This is a genomic window from Leptospira sanjuanensis (assembly GCF_022267375.1).
Classification (GTDB): domain Bacteria; phylum Spirochaetota; class Leptospiria; order Leptospirales; family Leptospiraceae; genus Leptospira; species Leptospira sanjuanensis.
Map to the genome: position 1 here is coordinate 1,709,186 of NZ_JAIZBH010000001.1, position 16,402 is coordinate 1,725,587.

Annotated in this window: 16 protein-coding genes and 1 pseudogene; 10 read left to right on the plus strand and 7 right to left on the minus strand. The window is 46.1% G+C overall.

Annotated features, from left to right (window positions below):
* Positions 1-38: 38 nt before the first annotated feature.
* On the minus strand, positions 39-797 hold the full coding sequence (locus tag LFX17_RS07635; RefSeq protein WP_238745916.1) for a DUF1554 domain-containing protein: 759 nt from the start codon (positions 795-797) through the stop codon (positions 39-41).
* Positions 798-1,209: 412 nt separating this feature from the next.
* Here LFX17_RS07635 and LFX17_RS07640 point away from each other — a divergent pair, with 412 nt between their 5' ends.
* Genes LFX17_RS07640 through LFX17_RS07655 form a run of 4 tightly spaced genes read left to right on the plus strand, consistent with a single transcriptional unit; the run spans position 1,210 to position 5,885 of the window.
* Complete coding sequence (locus LFX17_RS07640) at positions 1,210-1,896, plus strand: c-type cytochrome (RefSeq protein ID WP_238745918.1); 687 nt, start codon at positions 1,210-1,212, stop codon at positions 1,894-1,896.
* Positions 1,897-1,926: 30 nt separating this feature from the next.
* Positions 1,927-3,294 carry a cbb3-type cytochrome c oxidase subunit I gene (locus tag LFX17_RS07645; RefSeq protein ID WP_238729736.1) on the plus strand — a complete coding sequence of 456 codons (1,368 nt, stop codon included), beginning with the start codon at positions 1,927-1,929 and terminating at the stop codon, positions 3,292-3,294.
* Positions 3,291-4,112, plus strand: coding sequence for a CbbQ/NirQ/NorQ/GpvN family protein (locus LFX17_RS07650; protein ID WP_238745920.1), 822 nt, complete (start codon positions 3,291-3,293; stop codon positions 4,110-4,112). Before LFX17_RS07645 ends, LFX17_RS07650 begins: the two co-directional genes overlap by 4 nt.
* 6 nt (positions 4,113-4,118) lie before the next feature.
* Complete coding sequence (locus LFX17_RS07655) at positions 4,119-5,885, plus strand: nitric oxide reductase activation protein NorD (protein ID WP_238745922.1); 1,767 nt, start codon at positions 4,119-4,121, stop codon at positions 5,883-5,885.
* 157 nt (positions 5,886-6,042) lie between these two features.
* Here the strand turns inward: LFX17_RS07655 and LFX17_RS07660 are convergent, their stop codons facing one another.
* From LFX17_RS07660 to LFX17_RS07675, 4 genes are read right to left on the minus strand one after another with little or no spacing between them, the layout of a single operon-like run.
* Entirely contained in the window at positions 6,043-6,849 is an 807-nt protein-coding gene (locus LFX17_RS07660; RefSeq protein ID WP_238745924.1) for a sulfite exporter TauE/SafE family protein, read from the minus strand.
* Positions 6,850-6,857: 8 nt separating this feature from the next.
* On the minus strand, positions 6,858-7,295 hold the full coding sequence (locus tag LFX17_RS07665) for a DUF6691 family protein (RefSeq protein ID WP_238729740.1): 438 nt from the start codon (positions 7,293-7,295) through the stop codon (positions 6,858-6,860).
* Positions 7,292-7,717, minus strand: coding sequence for a YeeE/YedE family protein (locus tag LFX17_RS07670; protein WP_238729741.1), 426 nt, complete (start codon positions 7,715-7,717; stop codon positions 7,292-7,294). Before LFX17_RS07670 ends, LFX17_RS07665 begins: the two co-directional genes overlap by 4 nt.
* A gap of 5 nt (positions 7,718-7,722) precedes the next feature.
* Positions 7,723-8,763: an MBL fold metallo-hydrolase gene (locus LFX17_RS07675; RefSeq protein ID WP_238729742.1), complete on the minus strand. Its 1,041-nt coding sequence runs from the start codon at positions 8,761-8,763 to the stop codon at positions 7,723-7,725.
* A gap of 237 nt (positions 8,764-9,000) precedes the next feature.
* Here LFX17_RS07675 and LFX17_RS07680 point away from each other — a divergent pair, with 237 nt between their 5' ends.
* Positions 9,001-10,218, plus strand: coding sequence for an adenylate/guanylate cyclase domain-containing protein (locus LFX17_RS07680; protein WP_238745926.1), 1,218 nt, complete (start codon positions 9,001-9,003; stop codon positions 10,216-10,218).
* Positions 10,219-10,257: 39 nt separating this feature from the next.
* Here the strand turns inward: LFX17_RS07680 and LFX17_RS07685 are convergent, their stop codons facing one another.
* A complete protein-coding gene (locus LFX17_RS07685) occupies positions 10,258-11,073 on the minus strand; it encodes a helix-turn-helix domain-containing protein (RefSeq protein ID WP_238729744.1) in 816 nt (271 codons plus the stop codon).
* A 96-nt stretch (positions 11,074-11,169) separates the two neighbouring features.
* Here LFX17_RS07685 and LFX17_RS07690 point away from each other — a divergent pair, with 96 nt between their 5' ends.
* From LFX17_RS07690 to LFX17_RS07710, 5 genes and pseudogenes are all read left to right on the plus strand, one after another.
* Complete coding sequence (locus tag LFX17_RS07690) at positions 11,170-11,544, plus strand: hypothetical protein (RefSeq protein WP_238729745.1); 375 nt, start codon at positions 11,170-11,172, stop codon at positions 11,542-11,544.
* Positions 11,545-11,673: 129 nt separating this feature from the next.
* Entirely contained in the window at positions 11,674-12,432 is a 759-nt protein-coding gene (locus LFX17_RS07695) for a class I SAM-dependent methyltransferase (protein WP_238729746.1), read from the plus strand.
* Between the two features lie 118 nt (positions 12,433-12,550).
* A complete protein-coding gene (locus tag LFX17_RS07700; protein WP_238745928.1) occupies positions 12,551-14,317 on the plus strand; it encodes a PP2C family protein-serine/threonine phosphatase in 1,767 nt (588 codons plus the stop codon).
* Between the two features lie 147 nt (positions 14,318-14,464).
* Positions 14,465-14,986, plus strand: coding sequence for an Imm26 family immunity protein (locus LFX17_RS07705; protein ID WP_238745930.1), 522 nt, complete (start codon positions 14,465-14,467; stop codon positions 14,984-14,986).
* Between the two features lie 61 nt (positions 14,987-15,047).
* Positions 15,048-15,311, plus strand: a pseudogene (locus LFX17_RS07710) (MarR family transcriptional regulator); the annotation flags it as partial.
* Here the strand turns inward: LFX17_RS07710 and LFX17_RS07715 are convergent.
* The gene (locus LFX17_RS07715) at positions 15,303-16,166 is read right to left on the minus strand and encodes a flagellar hook-basal body protein (protein ID WP_238745935.1); all 864 of its coding nucleotides are present in this window, start codon (positions 16,164-16,166) and stop codon (positions 15,303-15,305) included. The pseudogene LFX17_RS07710 and the gene LFX17_RS07715 sit on opposite strands and share 9 nt — an antisense overlap.
* Positions 16,167-16,402 lie beyond the last annotated feature (236 nt).

Below are 16,402 nucleotides of genomic sequence, written 5' to 3' on the forward strand. Positions count from 1 at the left end.
ATCAAGCTCGCAACGAGAATCGATTCGTTTAACGATTTTTACCGGCGAACGCAATAAAGACCGTGAGTAGAATTACAACCCGTTGCCGCTGAATAACCTCGATCGATCATATACGTGGAGACGTCTTCCGGATAACCGATGGAACCGTAAGTGGTTCCCGTTGCCGTACTCGTCCAGTTGAAACAACTTCTTCCTGCACCCGGCAGCCAAATCCCGACCGAACCGGGAGTATCGTTTCGAATGCCGGTGAACGTGTAAGTGCTGACGGGCCTGGTTCCATCTACGATGATCGCGTTGCTCGCCGGAAACGCACTAAACATTGCCTGCGAGTCCGTTGTGAAAACGAGTCTACTATCCGCGGGATTTAAGGAACTTTTTTTAACGTTGAAATAACTCGTATTCGGATGCAAAACCCAATTGTGAGTCAGATCTCTTGTACCGGATTCATCCATAAGCATTGCCTTATATTCGCTCGGAGTTCCGAAGGATGCGGGCAGAACGGCTGCTGCGGTTTGACAGAGAGCGTCCGCACCGGAAATACCTCCCATCGACCCATTCGTAAGAATTCCTCCGATGTTGTAGAGTTCAAAGATATAACAAGGACCCAAGGTGGTGCTGCAGTTGGGAACGTCACCCGGTTGTTGCGCGGAAGAATTGAAGAAGCGTGCGGGCTCCACTAAGGCGATTAGCGGATTTTTCATAGCATCGACCGAGATCCGGTCCGCTTGGCTGCAATAGGAAGTAAACGAAAGAATCCAGAACAAAACGGACGTTTTTATAAAATCGTTCTTCATCATTTTCCTTCCGAGCCCGGATGTCTCGCTCTATCTATGAAAACACATTCGAAAAGAATAATTTTCCTGACAAAAGAAGAATCCGGACTCCGAAAGCGGGAAAGGAACGAACGCTATCGTTTCAGGAATGATCGACGATGCGTAAAAGTCGGGAAATGAGTAAAACGTTTTTGAAGAAGATATTCCCACGCAATTCGGTCCCATTTCTGCATTTCTTTGATAAAGATACGCTCTCGTTTTGTAATAAGCGAAAGACCGAACCGGACTGGATCTGTGTGTTACCCAAGTAATCAAATCCCCGAATATTCCTTACAAAAACCCCGTAAATTTGATATAGATCGATGACAAAAAGTGAATATACGTTATCATTCTTTCCTGCAGATTTTTGAATATACTCAGAAAAAAGGAATGAAACATGCTCAGTAAGTTTCAGGCAAAATTATTTTTTCTACTCGGAACCGCTTTGTTTTCCGCCGTATTCTTATTTCTTACGTTCGATTCGATGCGATACGTTTATTCGCACGAATCGAATCGAAACATTTCGCCGAGCGTCATTGCGGGAAAGGAAATCTGGGAGAAGAATAATTGTATGGGATGTCATACGATTTTGGGAGAAGGAGCCTATTACGCTCCCGAACTTACGAAGGTATATGAACGCCGCGGCCCCGAATGGATACGCGTTTTTTTAAAGGATCCCCAAGCGATGTATCCGGGCGAAAGGAAGATGGTCCGATACGACTTCACCGATCAACAGATCGACGAGGTGATCGCGTTTCTCAAATGGAGCGGAGAGTTGGATCTGAAAGGTTTCCCTCCGAAACCGGAGTATAAACAAGAAACCAAAACCGTTAGCGTGCAGTCGGCTAATATACAGCCTCCCGAAAAATTCAAACAGATCTGTACGGCCTGTCATGCGGTCGGCGGTTCCGGAGGAAACGTAGGCCCGGCTTTGGACTCTGTAGGCAATAAATACGAAGTTGGGTATTTGGAAAATTGGCTGAAAGACCCCCAAAAGATCAAACCGGGAACCGCGATGCCGAAACTTCCTCTGACGGATTCGGAAATCAAGGATCTCACGAAGTATTTATCCCAGTTAAAATAGAATCGAAAAGGAATCATAAGTGGAGCGATCATGAAATACAAATCTCAGAAAATAGCCTATTGGTTTTTCGCAACGTGTATGCTGCTTCTCTCGTTGCAGTTAGTTTACGGATTTATAATGTCTTTTGCGAGAATGGGGTTCGACGGTTTGCACGATTGGATTCCGTTCAACGCGGCGAGGGCGACTCATACGAATCTTCTCGTGGTTTGGCTTTTGACGGGATTTATGGGGGCGGCGCATTATATCATTCCGGAAGAATCGGGCAGGGAGCTTTATTCGGAAAAATTGGCGTATGTACAATTGATTTCCCTGATCGTAGTCGGAGTCGTTTCGATCGTTGGATTTCATTTTAACGTATGGGAAGGAAGAAAGTTCCTGGAAATACCGAGACCTCTCGATTATCTCGTCGTGATAAACGTCCTAATGTTTCTATTCAATATAGGAATGACCGTTTGGAAAGGAAGCAAGAACTCGACGACCGGACTCGTTCTGTATTTCGGTTTATTTTCCGCGGCGTTGTTGTATCTGCCGGGAATGATTCAGTTCAATAGTCAGACCGTGGATTCTTACTTTCGCTGGTGGGTCGTTCATCTTTGGGTGGAAGGGGTTTGGGAACTGATCATGGGGGGAATTCTTTCTTTTCTTCTCATTAAGTTGACGGGAGTCGATCGGGAAGTGATCGAAAAATGGCTCTACGTGATTGTCGGATTAACGTTTTTATCCGGAATTTTAGGAACGGGGCATCATTACTACTTTATCGGTGTTCCCGAATATTGGAAATGGGTCGGCGGATTCTTTTCCATGCTCGAACCTCTCGCGTTTTTGGCGATGGCGATGTTCGCGATTTCCATGTATCGAAAGAGCGGAAGAAATCATCCGAACGCGATTTCGATTTATTGGACGATCGGGAGCGCGGTGATGTCCTTCGTAGGCGCGGGCTTTTTAGGATTCGCACACACGCTGCCTCAAGTGAATCTTTATACTCACGGAACCTTGATTACGGCGATGCACGGCCATCTCGCGTTTTGGGGAGCGTATGCGATGATCGTATTGGCGATCGTAACCTATGCGATGCCTCTATTGACCGGAAGAAAACTCTGGAACAATCCTACGGGACTTTACGCCTTCTGGGCGTCTAACATCGGTATGTTGGGAATGACCGGAGCCTTTGCGGTGGCCGGGATCGCTCAGGTTTATCTGGAACGAAAATTCGGAATGGATTTTCTAATCGTACAGAAGGAGATCGAGGTTCACTTTTTCGGATTGACGTTAGCCGCCATCGTGTTCACGTCCGGAATCGTCGCGTTTATCGTAAACTTTATACGATTCGGTCGGCCTACCGACGAAGCTCTGAACGCCGAGAGCGCATCGGGCGACGTCGTAATGAATTTTAGATGAAGAATTCGGCGAACATAGAAGAGGCGGAACGATCTCAAGTCCGGCTCGAACTTCCTTTTTACAAAGAGATCGGGCACGAAGTTGTTGCGTTCGAACACGCGCATCGAAATAAACTTCCGCTTTTGCTGAAGGGGCCGACCGGTTCCGGAAAATCCCGCTTTGTGGAATACATGGCGGCAAAATTGAAACTCCCATTGTTGATCGTTTCTTGTCATGAAGAAACTTCCGCGGTGGATCTTTTGGGACGCTACCTCATTCAAGGAGCGGAAACGGTTTGGCAGGACGGTCCGCTGACGCGAAGCGTTCGAATGGGGGCGATTCTTTATATCGATGAAATCGCGGAAGCGCGACCCGATACGATCGTCGCAATTCATCCTTTAACCGACTATAGGAGGGAAATCTATCTCGATCGGAAAAACGAAAGGATTCAGGCTCCGGAATCTTTTATGCTCGTCGCTTCCTACAATCCGGGTTATCAAAAAGGTTGGAAGGAATTGAAACCTTCCACAAGACAGAGGTTTGTCGCATTACAATTCGATTATCCGAAGTCGGAAGTGGAAGAGTCGATCGTAAGGGGAGAAACGGGAATTTCGTCCGAATTCGCGGGAAAGTTGGTCAGGCTCGGACACAAGATTCGCAATCTTACCGAACTAGGATTGACCGAATCCTGTTCGACGAGGTTGCTTGTGGACGCCGCAAAGATGATCGTAAGCGGACTTCCTCCCCGTTTGTCCTGCGAAGTTGCGATCGTACAACCCTTATCGGACGACCGGGACATCGTAAACGCGTTGAAGGATTTGGTCGCCTTGTCTTTGTGATTTCGCGTGAGCTGGGAGGAGTTTACATTCAAACAATTGTATCGATTCTTTCGGATCGGATCGCAGGATCCCGATACGAATGAGAATTCGGTATCTCTCGCGGAGATCAAGGACAGGCTTTCGATTCTTGCAAAAGCTCTTACGGGAGAGAATATCGAGATTCTCACCGCAGAGAAAGAAGGCGGATATCAGAAACGGAAATTCTTTCTCCCCGCGATTTATACACATGCGCATGATAAGAACGGAAATTTAGAATATTATATTTTTAGAATTTTGTATCTGACTGAACAGAAACGATTGGGCCTAAACTGGGAGGACGGTCTCGATCCGGAAAGGAATCCGTCCATTCAAAAGGCAAAAGAAACCTATCCTTTGGTTTTAAGGAGCATCGCGGATCAATATCCGGATTCGCTTCGGCTCGTAAATTCCGTGATCGAAACCGAAGTCGCGTTTCGGGAAAAGAAAAATCAAACTTTCGAATATAAGGAAAATCTTTCGCTTCTTCACGGAGTGTGGATGTCCGCTCCGAAAGACGTCCTTCCGGAAAAGGATTCCGCAATTCCGAAGGAGCGTCTTAGCGGAAACGATTCGATCGAAACCGAGGAAGAAGGTGTCGTTCGTGAAAAAATAAATCCGATCCAAGTCGACCGGAAATCCCAGAAGGATTACACCTTACAACATCACTTTGAAAAAGTGGATACGATCGAAGAATTCAACGGAAATTGGAGGGACTTCGACGGTTCCGACGAACTCGAGGAACAAAAAGAAGCCCTTCGGGAATTGGATCTCAGAAACACCGTCCGTTCGGACGATCCTACACATTCCATCTTTCGAACCGAATATTCGTTCGGGTCGGCGCTCGGGGAAACCGAAGACGTATTTTCGAATGAGGAATCGGTTTCGTACGACGAATGGGATTTCGGCAAAAAGAAATATAAGAAAGGGTATTGTAGCGTCTTTCCGAAAACGTTTTTGCGGGAAGATCCCGCGTTTTACGCGAACGCGGTTTCGGAACACAGAGCCGTTTTGAACGCACTCCGGTCTCGATTCAACCGTTTCGTTAACGAACGAAATATCGTTAAACGGCAGTTAGACGGGGAAGATATCGACCTGGATTCGATCGTGGAACATTCTACGGACGTTCTCTCCGGCAGAAGTCCTTCCGAAAGAATCTATCTTTCCAAACGAAAAGCGACTCGCGACGTTTCGATTCTGATACTGACGGACACGAGTTTATCCACCGATTCTTTCGTGGAGAATCGGCGAATCCTGGATGTCGAGAAAGTTTCGCTGTTATTATTCGGCCAGCTCTGTTCCGAATACGGAGATCGATTTCAAATGGATTGTTTTTCTTCGAGAACGAGAAATCATTGCGACTATTTTACGATCAAGAGATTCGAGGACGATTGGGAAAAAACGAGAAACAAAATAGGCGCCGTTCAAGCGAGCGGTTATACGAGAATCGGTCCCGCGATTCGGCACGCTTTGACTCGGATCGAACGGGAAAAAAGTTCGAAACGATGGATTCTTCTTTTGTCGGATGGAAAACCGAACGACTACGATCGATACGAAGGCCGTTACGGAATCGAGGATGTAAAACAAGCGATTCGGGAATGTGAAAAACAAAACGTAGGTTTTTATGCTCTTGCGATCGACAAGCAGGCGAAACAGTATCTCCCTTCGATGCTCGGACACGGTTCGTATCGTATTCTTCCCAATCCCGTTTATCTTCCGGATGCGCTTTCCGATTTTTATATGAAGCTGATAAAATAAAGGGAACCGGAAAAATCGCGCGGAAGCGTTTGCGAAAAATCATCGGGTTTGGGAGAGTATTTCGTCTAACGGACCTTCGCTCCTTTCCATTTCCGCAAAGAAGCCGATGACAATTGTCGGTGAAAGTTCGTTTTGGTCCGATCCATTTAAAGAATTCTTATAAACGAAGACCCTGATCCAATAGGATCAAGGATGCGATCGTGAATACGAAATAGCCGAAACCTTTTTTCAAAGACCGTTCCTTCATTCTCGAAGAAAGGAATTGTCCGAAAACCATTCCTCCGATTCCCAATACGCAAATCGTTAAAAGGAAGGGACAAGCTTCCGTTTGTGCCGTCGAAAAACTGATCGCAAATCCGAACAAGGAATTGGCCGCGATGATCGCAAGAGAAGTTCCGATCGCGACGCCGATCGAAAATTTAAGAAGAAGCACCAGGGCGGGAATGATTAAAAAGCCGCCTCCCGCTCCCACGAATCCGGTGATCAAACCAACGATCAATCCTTTGAGTCCGATCGTCATCCAAGGTACGGAAGCCGCATGATTTCGAGACGTTTCTACGGAGGTCGAAACGGAAGTGTGAATCATCCCCCATGCACTGAAGATCATCGCGATCGCAAAGACGATCATTATCAAAAGCGACTTTGAGAGAACGATTCCGAAATACGAATCGAACGAGTTCGGAAGAATGGGAAGCAGGAATCCTCTCGCAATATAGATGCCGATAAAGCTCGGTAATGCGAAAAGAATTCCTATCTTCCCGTCGATATTTCCTTTTTTCGCATTCAGCAAGGCTCCGATCAACGCGGTTACTCCGACGACGAAAAGCGAGTTCGTCGTCGCTTGGTCCGCATCCTGTCCGAAGATATAGAAAAGAATGGGAACCATAAGAATGGACCCTCCCGCTCCGATCAGTCCGATCGAAGTTCCCATAAGAAAGGATGCGATGTAACCGAGTATCAGCATCGACGTTCTTATTCGAGTTTGTTTTTCAGATTCGTTTTTTTATCCAAGAATCGAAACAGATACATTCCCGCTAAGACGCTCAGAAAAACGACGAAGGGGCGCGTTTCGAAACTCGCGAGAGACGTGACCGACACCGTCGGGCAATAACCTCCCAATCCCCAGCCGATTCCAAAAATAAGACTTCCGATGATCAGCGCCGGTGTGATCTCTTGTCGAGTCGGGATATACCAATCTTTCGTAAGCATCGGAGTTTTTCGTTTTCGGATTAATTTATATGTGATGAAATGGATTCCAACCGCTCCCGCCATCGTAAAAAGAAGAGTGGGATTCCATTTTCCGAAAACATTCAAAAAACCGATTATGTTTGCCGGTTGTAAAATTCCGGATATGCCTAAGCCGATGGCAAAGAGCAGACCCACGATAAAGGCTCCGAGATTGTATTTCATACGAGCCATCCGATCGTTCGAAGAAACAATACGGCTCCCATTCCGGCGCCCATAAAAAGAATCGTAGCCACGATCGATCGAAGTGAGAACCTACTTACGCCGCAAACTCCGTGCCCGCTCGTGCAGCCGCCCCCCAACATTGCGCCGAAACCGACGAGGATACCGGCTAACGCGCCGAGCCAGGTTTTCGTTTGCAGTTCTACCGCTAAAAGTTCGGGAGCGGTGAACTTCAACGAAATTCCTCCCAATAAAAGTCCCACGATGAAATACCATCGCCAAGCGGTGTCACCTTGAACCGGAACTAAAACGCCGTATACGATCCCGCTGACTCCCGTTACTCTTCCGTTCCATAAAAGCATCAGAGAAACGGCGATCCCGATCACCGCTCCTCCGATCAATCCCATAACCCATTCTGTGGTCATTTCTCTTACTCCTTCGGCAGCGATCTTTCATTCCAATTCAACATGCCGCCTGCCATGCTAGCCGTGAATTTATAACCCAATCGAATGCTTTCTTCCGTTGCTTGTCTGGACCGTTTTCCGCTGCGACAAACAAACACGATTTCTTCGGAACGGTTTCCGGTTTGTAAATATTTCGTTAGCTCTGAACCGAGCGGCAAGAGTTGAGCCGTATTGATATGGCCTAAGGCTCCGTGAAATTCTCCCGGATAACGCACATCGATAATTTTTATTTTTCCGATGTTCTCGAATACGTCCTCCGTCGAAACGACGGGAATTCCCGATACTACCTGCGGGCTCATCACTTTTACCGATTCCAATTTGCCGCAGGCTAAATTGACGGGTACGGCCAAGTGCATTTTCTTCGGAGTAGCGAGCTGAAGTTGTCTCATGATTCGCGTAAAATCCTCTTTGGAACGGTCGCCTCCGATTCTCGGATTCAATTTTTTTTCCAATCCGATCGTTGAAAAACTTAAACCTTGATAATCGTGACCCGGATACACTTGGGTTTCATCCGGAAGAGAAAAAAGTCTCTGCGTAATGCTGTCATAAAGCTTGGAAGCGGACCCGTCCTGGAAATCGGTTCTTCCCGTTCCGCGGATCAAAAGAGAATCTCCCGTAAAGATCATTCCTTCGAAGAAATAGCTCATGCACGCGTTCGTATGTCCGGGTGTCGCGATCGCGGTGATTTTTTTGTTTCCGAGCAGGAGCTCTTGTCCGTCTTCGAGGGAAATATCAGCGCAATCAAGTCCCGCGTTCGCGCTTATGGCCGTTCTTGCGATCGTGTTTTGACGGATTTCATCGGCTCCGCTGATATGATCCGCATGAATATGCGTTTCTAAAATGTAAACGAGATGAAGATTGAGGTCGCGGATCAGCTTTAGATCCCGTTCCACGGTTTCCCATACCGGATCGATGATTGCGGCTTCTTTCGTTTCCCAATCGGCGATGAGATACGTGTAAGTCGAAGACTGAGTTTCGAAGAGTTGATAAAATAGAATTTCTTTCATGTTAGTAAATTATAATGTTCATATGTATTCCGAATTTGATCGGGCGCAATGTTTGAAATTAGAATAGGCTAGTTCGAGTTTCGGAAAAATGTTCATTGTCTGGTAGCATAGCTCGCATAAAAACAATCGCCTTGTATAATCCTGCAGCCTCGATAAAAAAAGAAGAGTTCTCTCCTTGAAACTTTTTTGCCGGATTGCAGTATTATACAAGCGACCGTTTTTTCGAAGGTTATTCTATTGGAAGATCGTATCGGAAATATCTTTTTGATCGTCTATCGAGGGTATATGTCATCGAATGCACAAACGGCGGAACGCGAGAAACTTCACAAGAACGGATTGATTCTTTTTTCGATAGCCTTCACCGTCGCCGGATTTCTGTGGAGCTTTCTCTATTTCCGGTTGGGATTTCCCCAATCGGCTCTGATTCCTGGATGGTATGCGATTTTAAGTTTACTCAGTTTGTTCTTCGTATTCCTCACGGGTAAATACGTAACGTTTCGATTTCTTCAGTTTCTTTTTATTTTAATTCTTCCCGTGCTGTTGCAGTTGAGTTTAGGCGGATTTGAAAATTCGGGCGGCGTAATCATCTGGGCGATTCTCTGTCCTCTCGGTGCCCTTTCCTTCGCTCCGATTCGGCAAGGTCTCATATGGTTCGGATCGTTTCTGATTGTTTTGGCTTTGAGCGGGTTCGCGGAATTTTATCTGCGGTTGCCGACTCCGAAAGTGGAACCGAATCTTAGAATTTTGTTCTTCGTAATCAATATCGTCGGAGCGGGCACATTAACGTTCTTCAGTTTGTTCTATTTCATTTCTAAAAATAAACAAGAACACGATCGTGCGGAAAATCTTCTGTTGAATATTCTTCCCGCTCCGATCGCGGATCGATTGAAACGGAATCCTTCCACGATCGCGGACGGCTATCAAAGCGTTTCAATCTTGTTTGCGGATATCGAAAATTTTACGGTGATCTCACAACAAGTGTCGCCGGAGGTATTGGTACATTTTCTAAACGAAGTCTTTTCTCACTTTGATACTCTCGCTGAGAAATACAAGATGGAGAAAATCAAAACGATCGGCGACGCGTATATGGTCGTTGCGGGAATTCCGATTTGGGACGAGGCTCATGCGGACGCCGCGATGCAGATGGCGATTGAGATGCAGAAGTTCACGAAGACGATGCGGGATCCGTCCTCCGGAAAAGTTTTGAGAATTCGAATCGGGATTCATTCGGGTCCGGTGATTGCAGGTGTGATCGGTAAAAAGAAATTCGCGTACGACCTTTGGGGAGACGCTGTGAATACCGCGAGTCGCTTGGAATCGCACGGAATCCCGGGTAGAATTCAAATTTCGGAAACTACATACGCATTGTTGAGCGATAAATCCAACATAGAACTCAGCCGATCCGTGGATGTGAAAGGAAAAGGAACGATGACCACGTACCTCAGTTACGAATAAGAATTCTTCGCCAATGTACGCGGTCTTTTTTTACTACGATCACCAAGATTCGGTGTAACTCACCGGAACTTCTATGAACGATTTCAACTGCCTTGTGCTTCTGAAGATTTCGGATGGGGGCAGGCCGAACGTAGAACGGAAGGTTCGCGTAAAATGAGCCGAATCGAAAAATCCCGCGCGGTGAGCCGCGTCGGTATGACTCATTCCGTGTAACAACGAATAGACGGTCAATTTAAGACGGAACCAAGTGCGAAACGAATGAAACGGAATGCCGACTTCCTTTTTAAATTGGTGCTCCAAGTTGGAAACGGACATTCCCGCAATCTCCGCCAAATCTTTTGCTGAATGATCTTCCTGCGGCATCGAAGTGATTAAATCGACGATCTTTTGAATTCTTTCATCGATAACCCGCGATTCGTCGTCGGATAACGGAGGAATTTGATTCAACAGTTCCACGAGCGACTCTTCCGAGTCCGTCGCCAAGATCTGATTGATCTTCTCGAAGAGTTGATTCTCTTCCTGCAGAGTTATAAAGATTCCTTGATTTTCTTTTTCCTGGTTGGAGGCTCTTAAAAATTCATAATTGGGACTGCTTAAGTCCATAAAAAGAAGAACACAAAATCCGCCTGAAAATCGAATGGAATGGTCCACCATCGGCGGAATCAAAACGGAACGAAAATTCATCCAATCCGAATCGTTCAGAGAAAGTTGAAATTCCTCGTCTAAGCCGATACAAACCGTTGCAGCCGCTCTGCGGCGCAGAGTTAAATCCGGAAGATAGCCCGCAAACATACAACGGCTCCCCCAAATGCAAATTCTTTCCTGACGTACGAGCGGTGTTGAATCCAGTTTCATGATAAAGGCCCGTTAGTTTTTTTTCGACCTTGCAGAATTATACAATGAGCTTTCGACGACTGCAAATATAATCCAAGGCATAAAGGAGAACTTTAGATGAATCAATTATTAACCCGTATTACGAGTAAATCAATTTTTGTTTTACTCATCGGAACCTTGCTCGTGTCGCCGACGATTGTCTTTGCGGAAAAGGCATATCTTGAAATCACCTTAAAGGTAGACGCAAACAATCGAGCCGCAGCAGGAGGAGTTTACGAAAAATTCAAAAAACCCTTTCTCAAACAAATCGCAGGCGCAAAATCGAAAGAGCTATTGCTGCGCGATGAAGATGTACAAGTCTTGCACGTCTTTGCGAGCCGAAAACAAGCGGAAGCCTATCTTACTACGGACCTTTTCTCAAAGGACATCGTAACGGCTTTGAAACCCTTGCTTAAGGCTGATCCGGAAATCCGAATCTACTCGGCGCCGTAAGTTCGGAAGTGCCGTCGAATCTACTTAATAGGATTTGCATATATGATACAACAATCTTCAGGATCTAAATTGGAAAATCCGAACAAAACTTTATGGGAAAAGGGCGATTTTACGGAGATTGCCGCATTTATGCGGCAATCCGGTGAGGAGTTAGTCGAATCACTTGCAATACAACGACCTTCACGCGTATTGGATCTTGGTTGCGGAGACGGAACGACTGCGATCCCTCTTGCAAGGACGGGCGCGCAAGTTCTTGGAATCGATATAGCCGAGAATCTAGTTAAAGCAGGAAATCAAAGAGCCGCCGAGGCGGGACTTTCTCTGCTTACGTTTCAAGAAGGAGATGCCTGCAATCTGCAAGGGATTGCGGATCATTCGTTCGATCTAATTCTTTCCGTCTTCGGGGCAATGTTCGCTCCCAGACCCTTTGACGTAGCGAGCGAGATGGTTCGGGTTACCAAACCGGGAGGTCGTATCGTGATGGGGAATTGGATTCCGAACGATTCCACTTCCTTCGTTTCACAACTGCTGACGATCAGCGCTTCCTATCTGCCGTTGCCGCCGGAAGGTTTTGTGAGTCCTATGACTTGGGGTGTCGAAGCGCGCGTTATAGAATATTTCGCAAAGGCCGGAGTTCCTGTCGAAAGAATTTCGATGATCAAAGATACGTACAACTTTCAATCGGCGGATAAAACTCCGGAAGATCTTGTCGAGTTACTCGGTCGATTCTACGGACCTACGATGAATGCGTTTGAAGCCGCGGAAAAAAACGGAAAAGTGAAGGAGCTGAGAAGTCGACTGATCGAGCTTGCGAACGGGCAGAATCAAAGCAAATCGGACGGAGTTTTGATACCGGCCACGTATTTGCGGGTAACTGTTTATCTTTGATGAAGAAAGACCTTTCACTCGGGAGTTTGTAATGGTACGGTCATCTCCAATTCATACGGATTCATCTCAAGAATTAAAGCGACGTTCTCTTGTTATCTTGTTCGGAGTAACGATTCTTATGGTTCCGTTTTGGTCCGTAACGTATTGGATTTATGATCTGCATGCGGCGGCTCTGATCCCCGTTATCTATTCGGGCTGCGGGATTTTGACTCTCCTTTATTACTGGATCAAGGGACCGGAAGGATTTTCGGTTTTTATGATTACCTGTTTCGGATTGTATTTCGTATTGCCGCCGACTTTGCAAACGGTATTGGGAGGATATCAAAACGCAAGCGGTGTCATACTCTGGATGTTTCCGGTCGTAATCGCGACGTTTATCTACCAAGGGGCGCGTCACGCTTTTTATTGGGGATTTGCATTCATGCTTGTCGTGATCGGTTCCGTCTTTTCACCGAGCCTGATCGGAAATCCGTCCGGCCATCGTTTACCCGAAAAAATCGTGGATATCTTTTACGCGCTGAACATCGTCGCCATCGGAGGAATCGTATCGGCCACCGTCTACTATCTGCTTACTACGATCTCTCGGAAATCCAATCAATTGTCCGAAGCGTTAGGAGAAGTTACGAAAGCGAAGGAACTACAGGAGCAGGATTATTTTCTGATCAGCTATTTGAGCAATCCTTTGAGTCAGATCAAGGCGCATCCGGGTCCGGTGCGAGTCGAATCTTTGATCGAGCAGAGAAAGAAGTTTCATTATAAGGATCAGATCCATGAAATCGGAGGCGACATTTGTATTTCCGATCGAATCACTTTGCGTGGAAAGAATTACACAACGTTTCTGAACGGAGACGCGATGGGAAAATCTTTGCAAGGAGCGGCCGGTGCGATCATCATGGGCAGCGTATTTCGCTCTTGTTTAGCGAGAAACAAATCGAAACGAAATCAACTGCATTATCCGGAGCAATGGATCAAATCCTGTTATCTTGATTTTCAAAAAATTTTCGAGTCCTTCGACGGTTCCATGTTTATGTCGATGGTCTTCGGACTCGTGGATGAAGAACGAGGCTTCTTATACTATATCAATGCGGAACATCCGTGGACGGTTCTTTATCGCGGAGGAGAAGCGGTCTATTTGGAAGATGAGTTGAATATCCGCAAGTTGGGAATGCCGATCATCGATCGAGTCATTCAAGACGGGGGAGAACATCACTATCATGATTGCGTCGAAAACGTTTTCACTCTGAAAACTTTTTTGTTGCAGCCCGGAGATACGATCATTATCGGTTCCGACGGTCGCGATGATATTTCCCTCAAAAAAAAGGCGGCCGATAGACTGGAAATGAACTGGGATACGCAGCTCTTTCTCAATGCGGTGCAAGACGGCAGGGGAAATTTGACCGGCATCAAAAATTTTCTGATCGCGCAAGGGGATCTCGTAGACGATTTCAGTTTGATGCGGATTTCCTATGAAGGCGAAAAGAAATCTTCGAACGGATTTCGCAACGGAATAAGGCCGGAATACATAACGAATCGTCGTATGCTTCACCTTGCATTGGAACGGCGGGACTTTGGAGCCGCAGCTAAGATCGCACAGGAGCAGATACAGGCTTATCCAGATCACGATACGTTATTTTTGATAGCTTCGATCTGCAATCGAAAGATCAACAATCTAGAACTTGCGGCCGATCTCGGGGAATGTTATCATTACCGTCGTCCGAATAGCAAAAAGAGTCTGATGAATTTGACGAAGATCTATTATCGAACGGGAGAATTGGATCGAGTGAATTGTCTCTTAGGTCGATTGATCGCCATCGATCCCGAATACGAACCTGCGAAAAAAATAATCGGAGCAATCAAAGCGCGGAGTTCAGCTTCTTTCGCATAAACGAATCGTTCGCTCCGTAAAATGCGTCCAAAACAAAATTTGCTATGACACCCGCTTGGCGACGGTTCACTTATTTTGCGGGGAGAAAAGGCCGGTCTTTTCCGTGCTTACAGTATCAAAACGACCGAAATGAATTTAGAATGAAAAATGAAAAGAATCGTTCAAAAGCCGGGTTTTATTTTTAAATTTCCGTTGGAGAATGGAAATCACGGTTATTGTCAATGTGTTCCGAATCATGAAACGCGTTTTTTTAAAATATCCACGAAAAAAGAACTGAGCATCCATGATATATTAAATTTACCCGTTGCATTTTGTGTGGTAGTTTTCCGTTCTGCTCCCCGTAAAGGCAGATGGGAAAAAGTCGGCGTCGGCGATTGTCCTTCCGAATACTATGAACTGGCTTGGAAAGTTACGGTCGATTTACAGAGCGGTACAATACGAAAGATTCGCGATAGTACCCCATTCGATTGTACGTTTGAGGAAGCAAAAGACCTCGAAGTAATCGCAGTCTGGGCTCATCACAATGTCGTCGATCGATTGCTGACTTTGTTACAAGGTAAAAATATGGGTAGTTTGGAGTATTTGGTGCGGAACCGGAATTATCAATTCTTAACATGGTCCGATCAAGGTCTTGAAATCAAAAGAGAGGCCGCAACGGATGAAATCTGATTCAGTAATTCAATCTTGCAAGTAAAATGGAATCTCTCACGAATCCCGCTCGATTGAGGATGTTAAACCGGAGAACTCAACGTTGTATTTGAATGAGTTTTCCTTTCTCAAGAATGCTCAGGTCTTTGGGTTGGATGTAATTTGTGAGAATGTATATCAGGACTATTTGAGTAAGTGTGATGATGCTCGGAGTGTTAGAAGTGTTGTGGATGATGTTGAGGGTTCTGATCAACGAAGAGGGGTGAGGTGGGGATCTGTTCAGGGGAAAACCGGAGGACCGTCGGGTCCAGCGGTTGGTTTTCTCCTGAAAGGATATTTACCTTAGAACCTCATTGATGAGTTTACCGAGCAAGCTGTCCTGCGTCTGAACCGTCTTTTGATTCGCTTCGTAAGAACGGTTGACTTCGATCATTTCCACCATCTCCGTAACAACGCTCACGTTAGACGCTTCTAGGTAACCTTGTAACACCGAAGGTTCGTCTTTAAGATCAAAAGGAACGGGCTCGCCGGACTCGGGGGTATCGGCATAAAAAGAATCCCCTTCTTTATCCAAGTGGCGCGGATTTTCGACGGTACGGATTTTGATTTTATCCAAAAGAACGGGAGTTTCAAAACGGTTCTTCTCAATGGAAGTTCCGTTTACGGGATCGTTTCCGATTTCGCCGTTGATCCAGACTTCGCCGTTTTCCTTGATTAAAAAATTACCGCGAGCGACCCGGATCGGACCGTTCTCTCCCATCAAGGGAAAGCCTTGCGGGGTTACGAGATAACCGTTCGTGTCCATGATGAAAGCTCCGCTTCGAGAAAGACGTTCGCCTCGGTTCGTCATCACGCTGAAGAATGCCGGGTGTTCGTTGCCGGGTTTATCTTGTAGCATAAGATCGAAAGGATTCTCCGTTTTTTTAACGGCTCCTTGTTCGAAACGAGTATAGACTTCGTTCACTTCTCCGCCTAATCCGAGTTTGCCGACTACCGGTGCAGTGTCGAAGGAACCCATAGGCACCTTGCCGACTCCGTCTTCGTCGAATCGGTGGAGCAGTAGTTCGGGAAATGTCTTAAAAACCGTGGTGTCTCTTTTAAAGGCGGTCTTGTCGACGTTAGCGAGATTGTTTGAAATCACGTCCATTCTCGTTTGCTGGATAATCATCCCGTTCGCGCCCGTATACATTCCTCGTAACATTCACTTTCTCCTCAGTGTTTCTAGAATCGGAGAATTTATGAAATTCCATAAGAAATTTCAGGACATAAGTCGGCAAAGAATGAAGAAACTTTCCGAATTTGGTCTTCAATTTGGATGAAAAAGGGAAGGGAATTCCTCCGATATCCTCATTTTGTATGAGATCCTACATTTGTTCAGGATAGAAACCGTTTATCCAGGGATTTGGGTTGTAGGCGAGAACATACAAATGTGGGAAC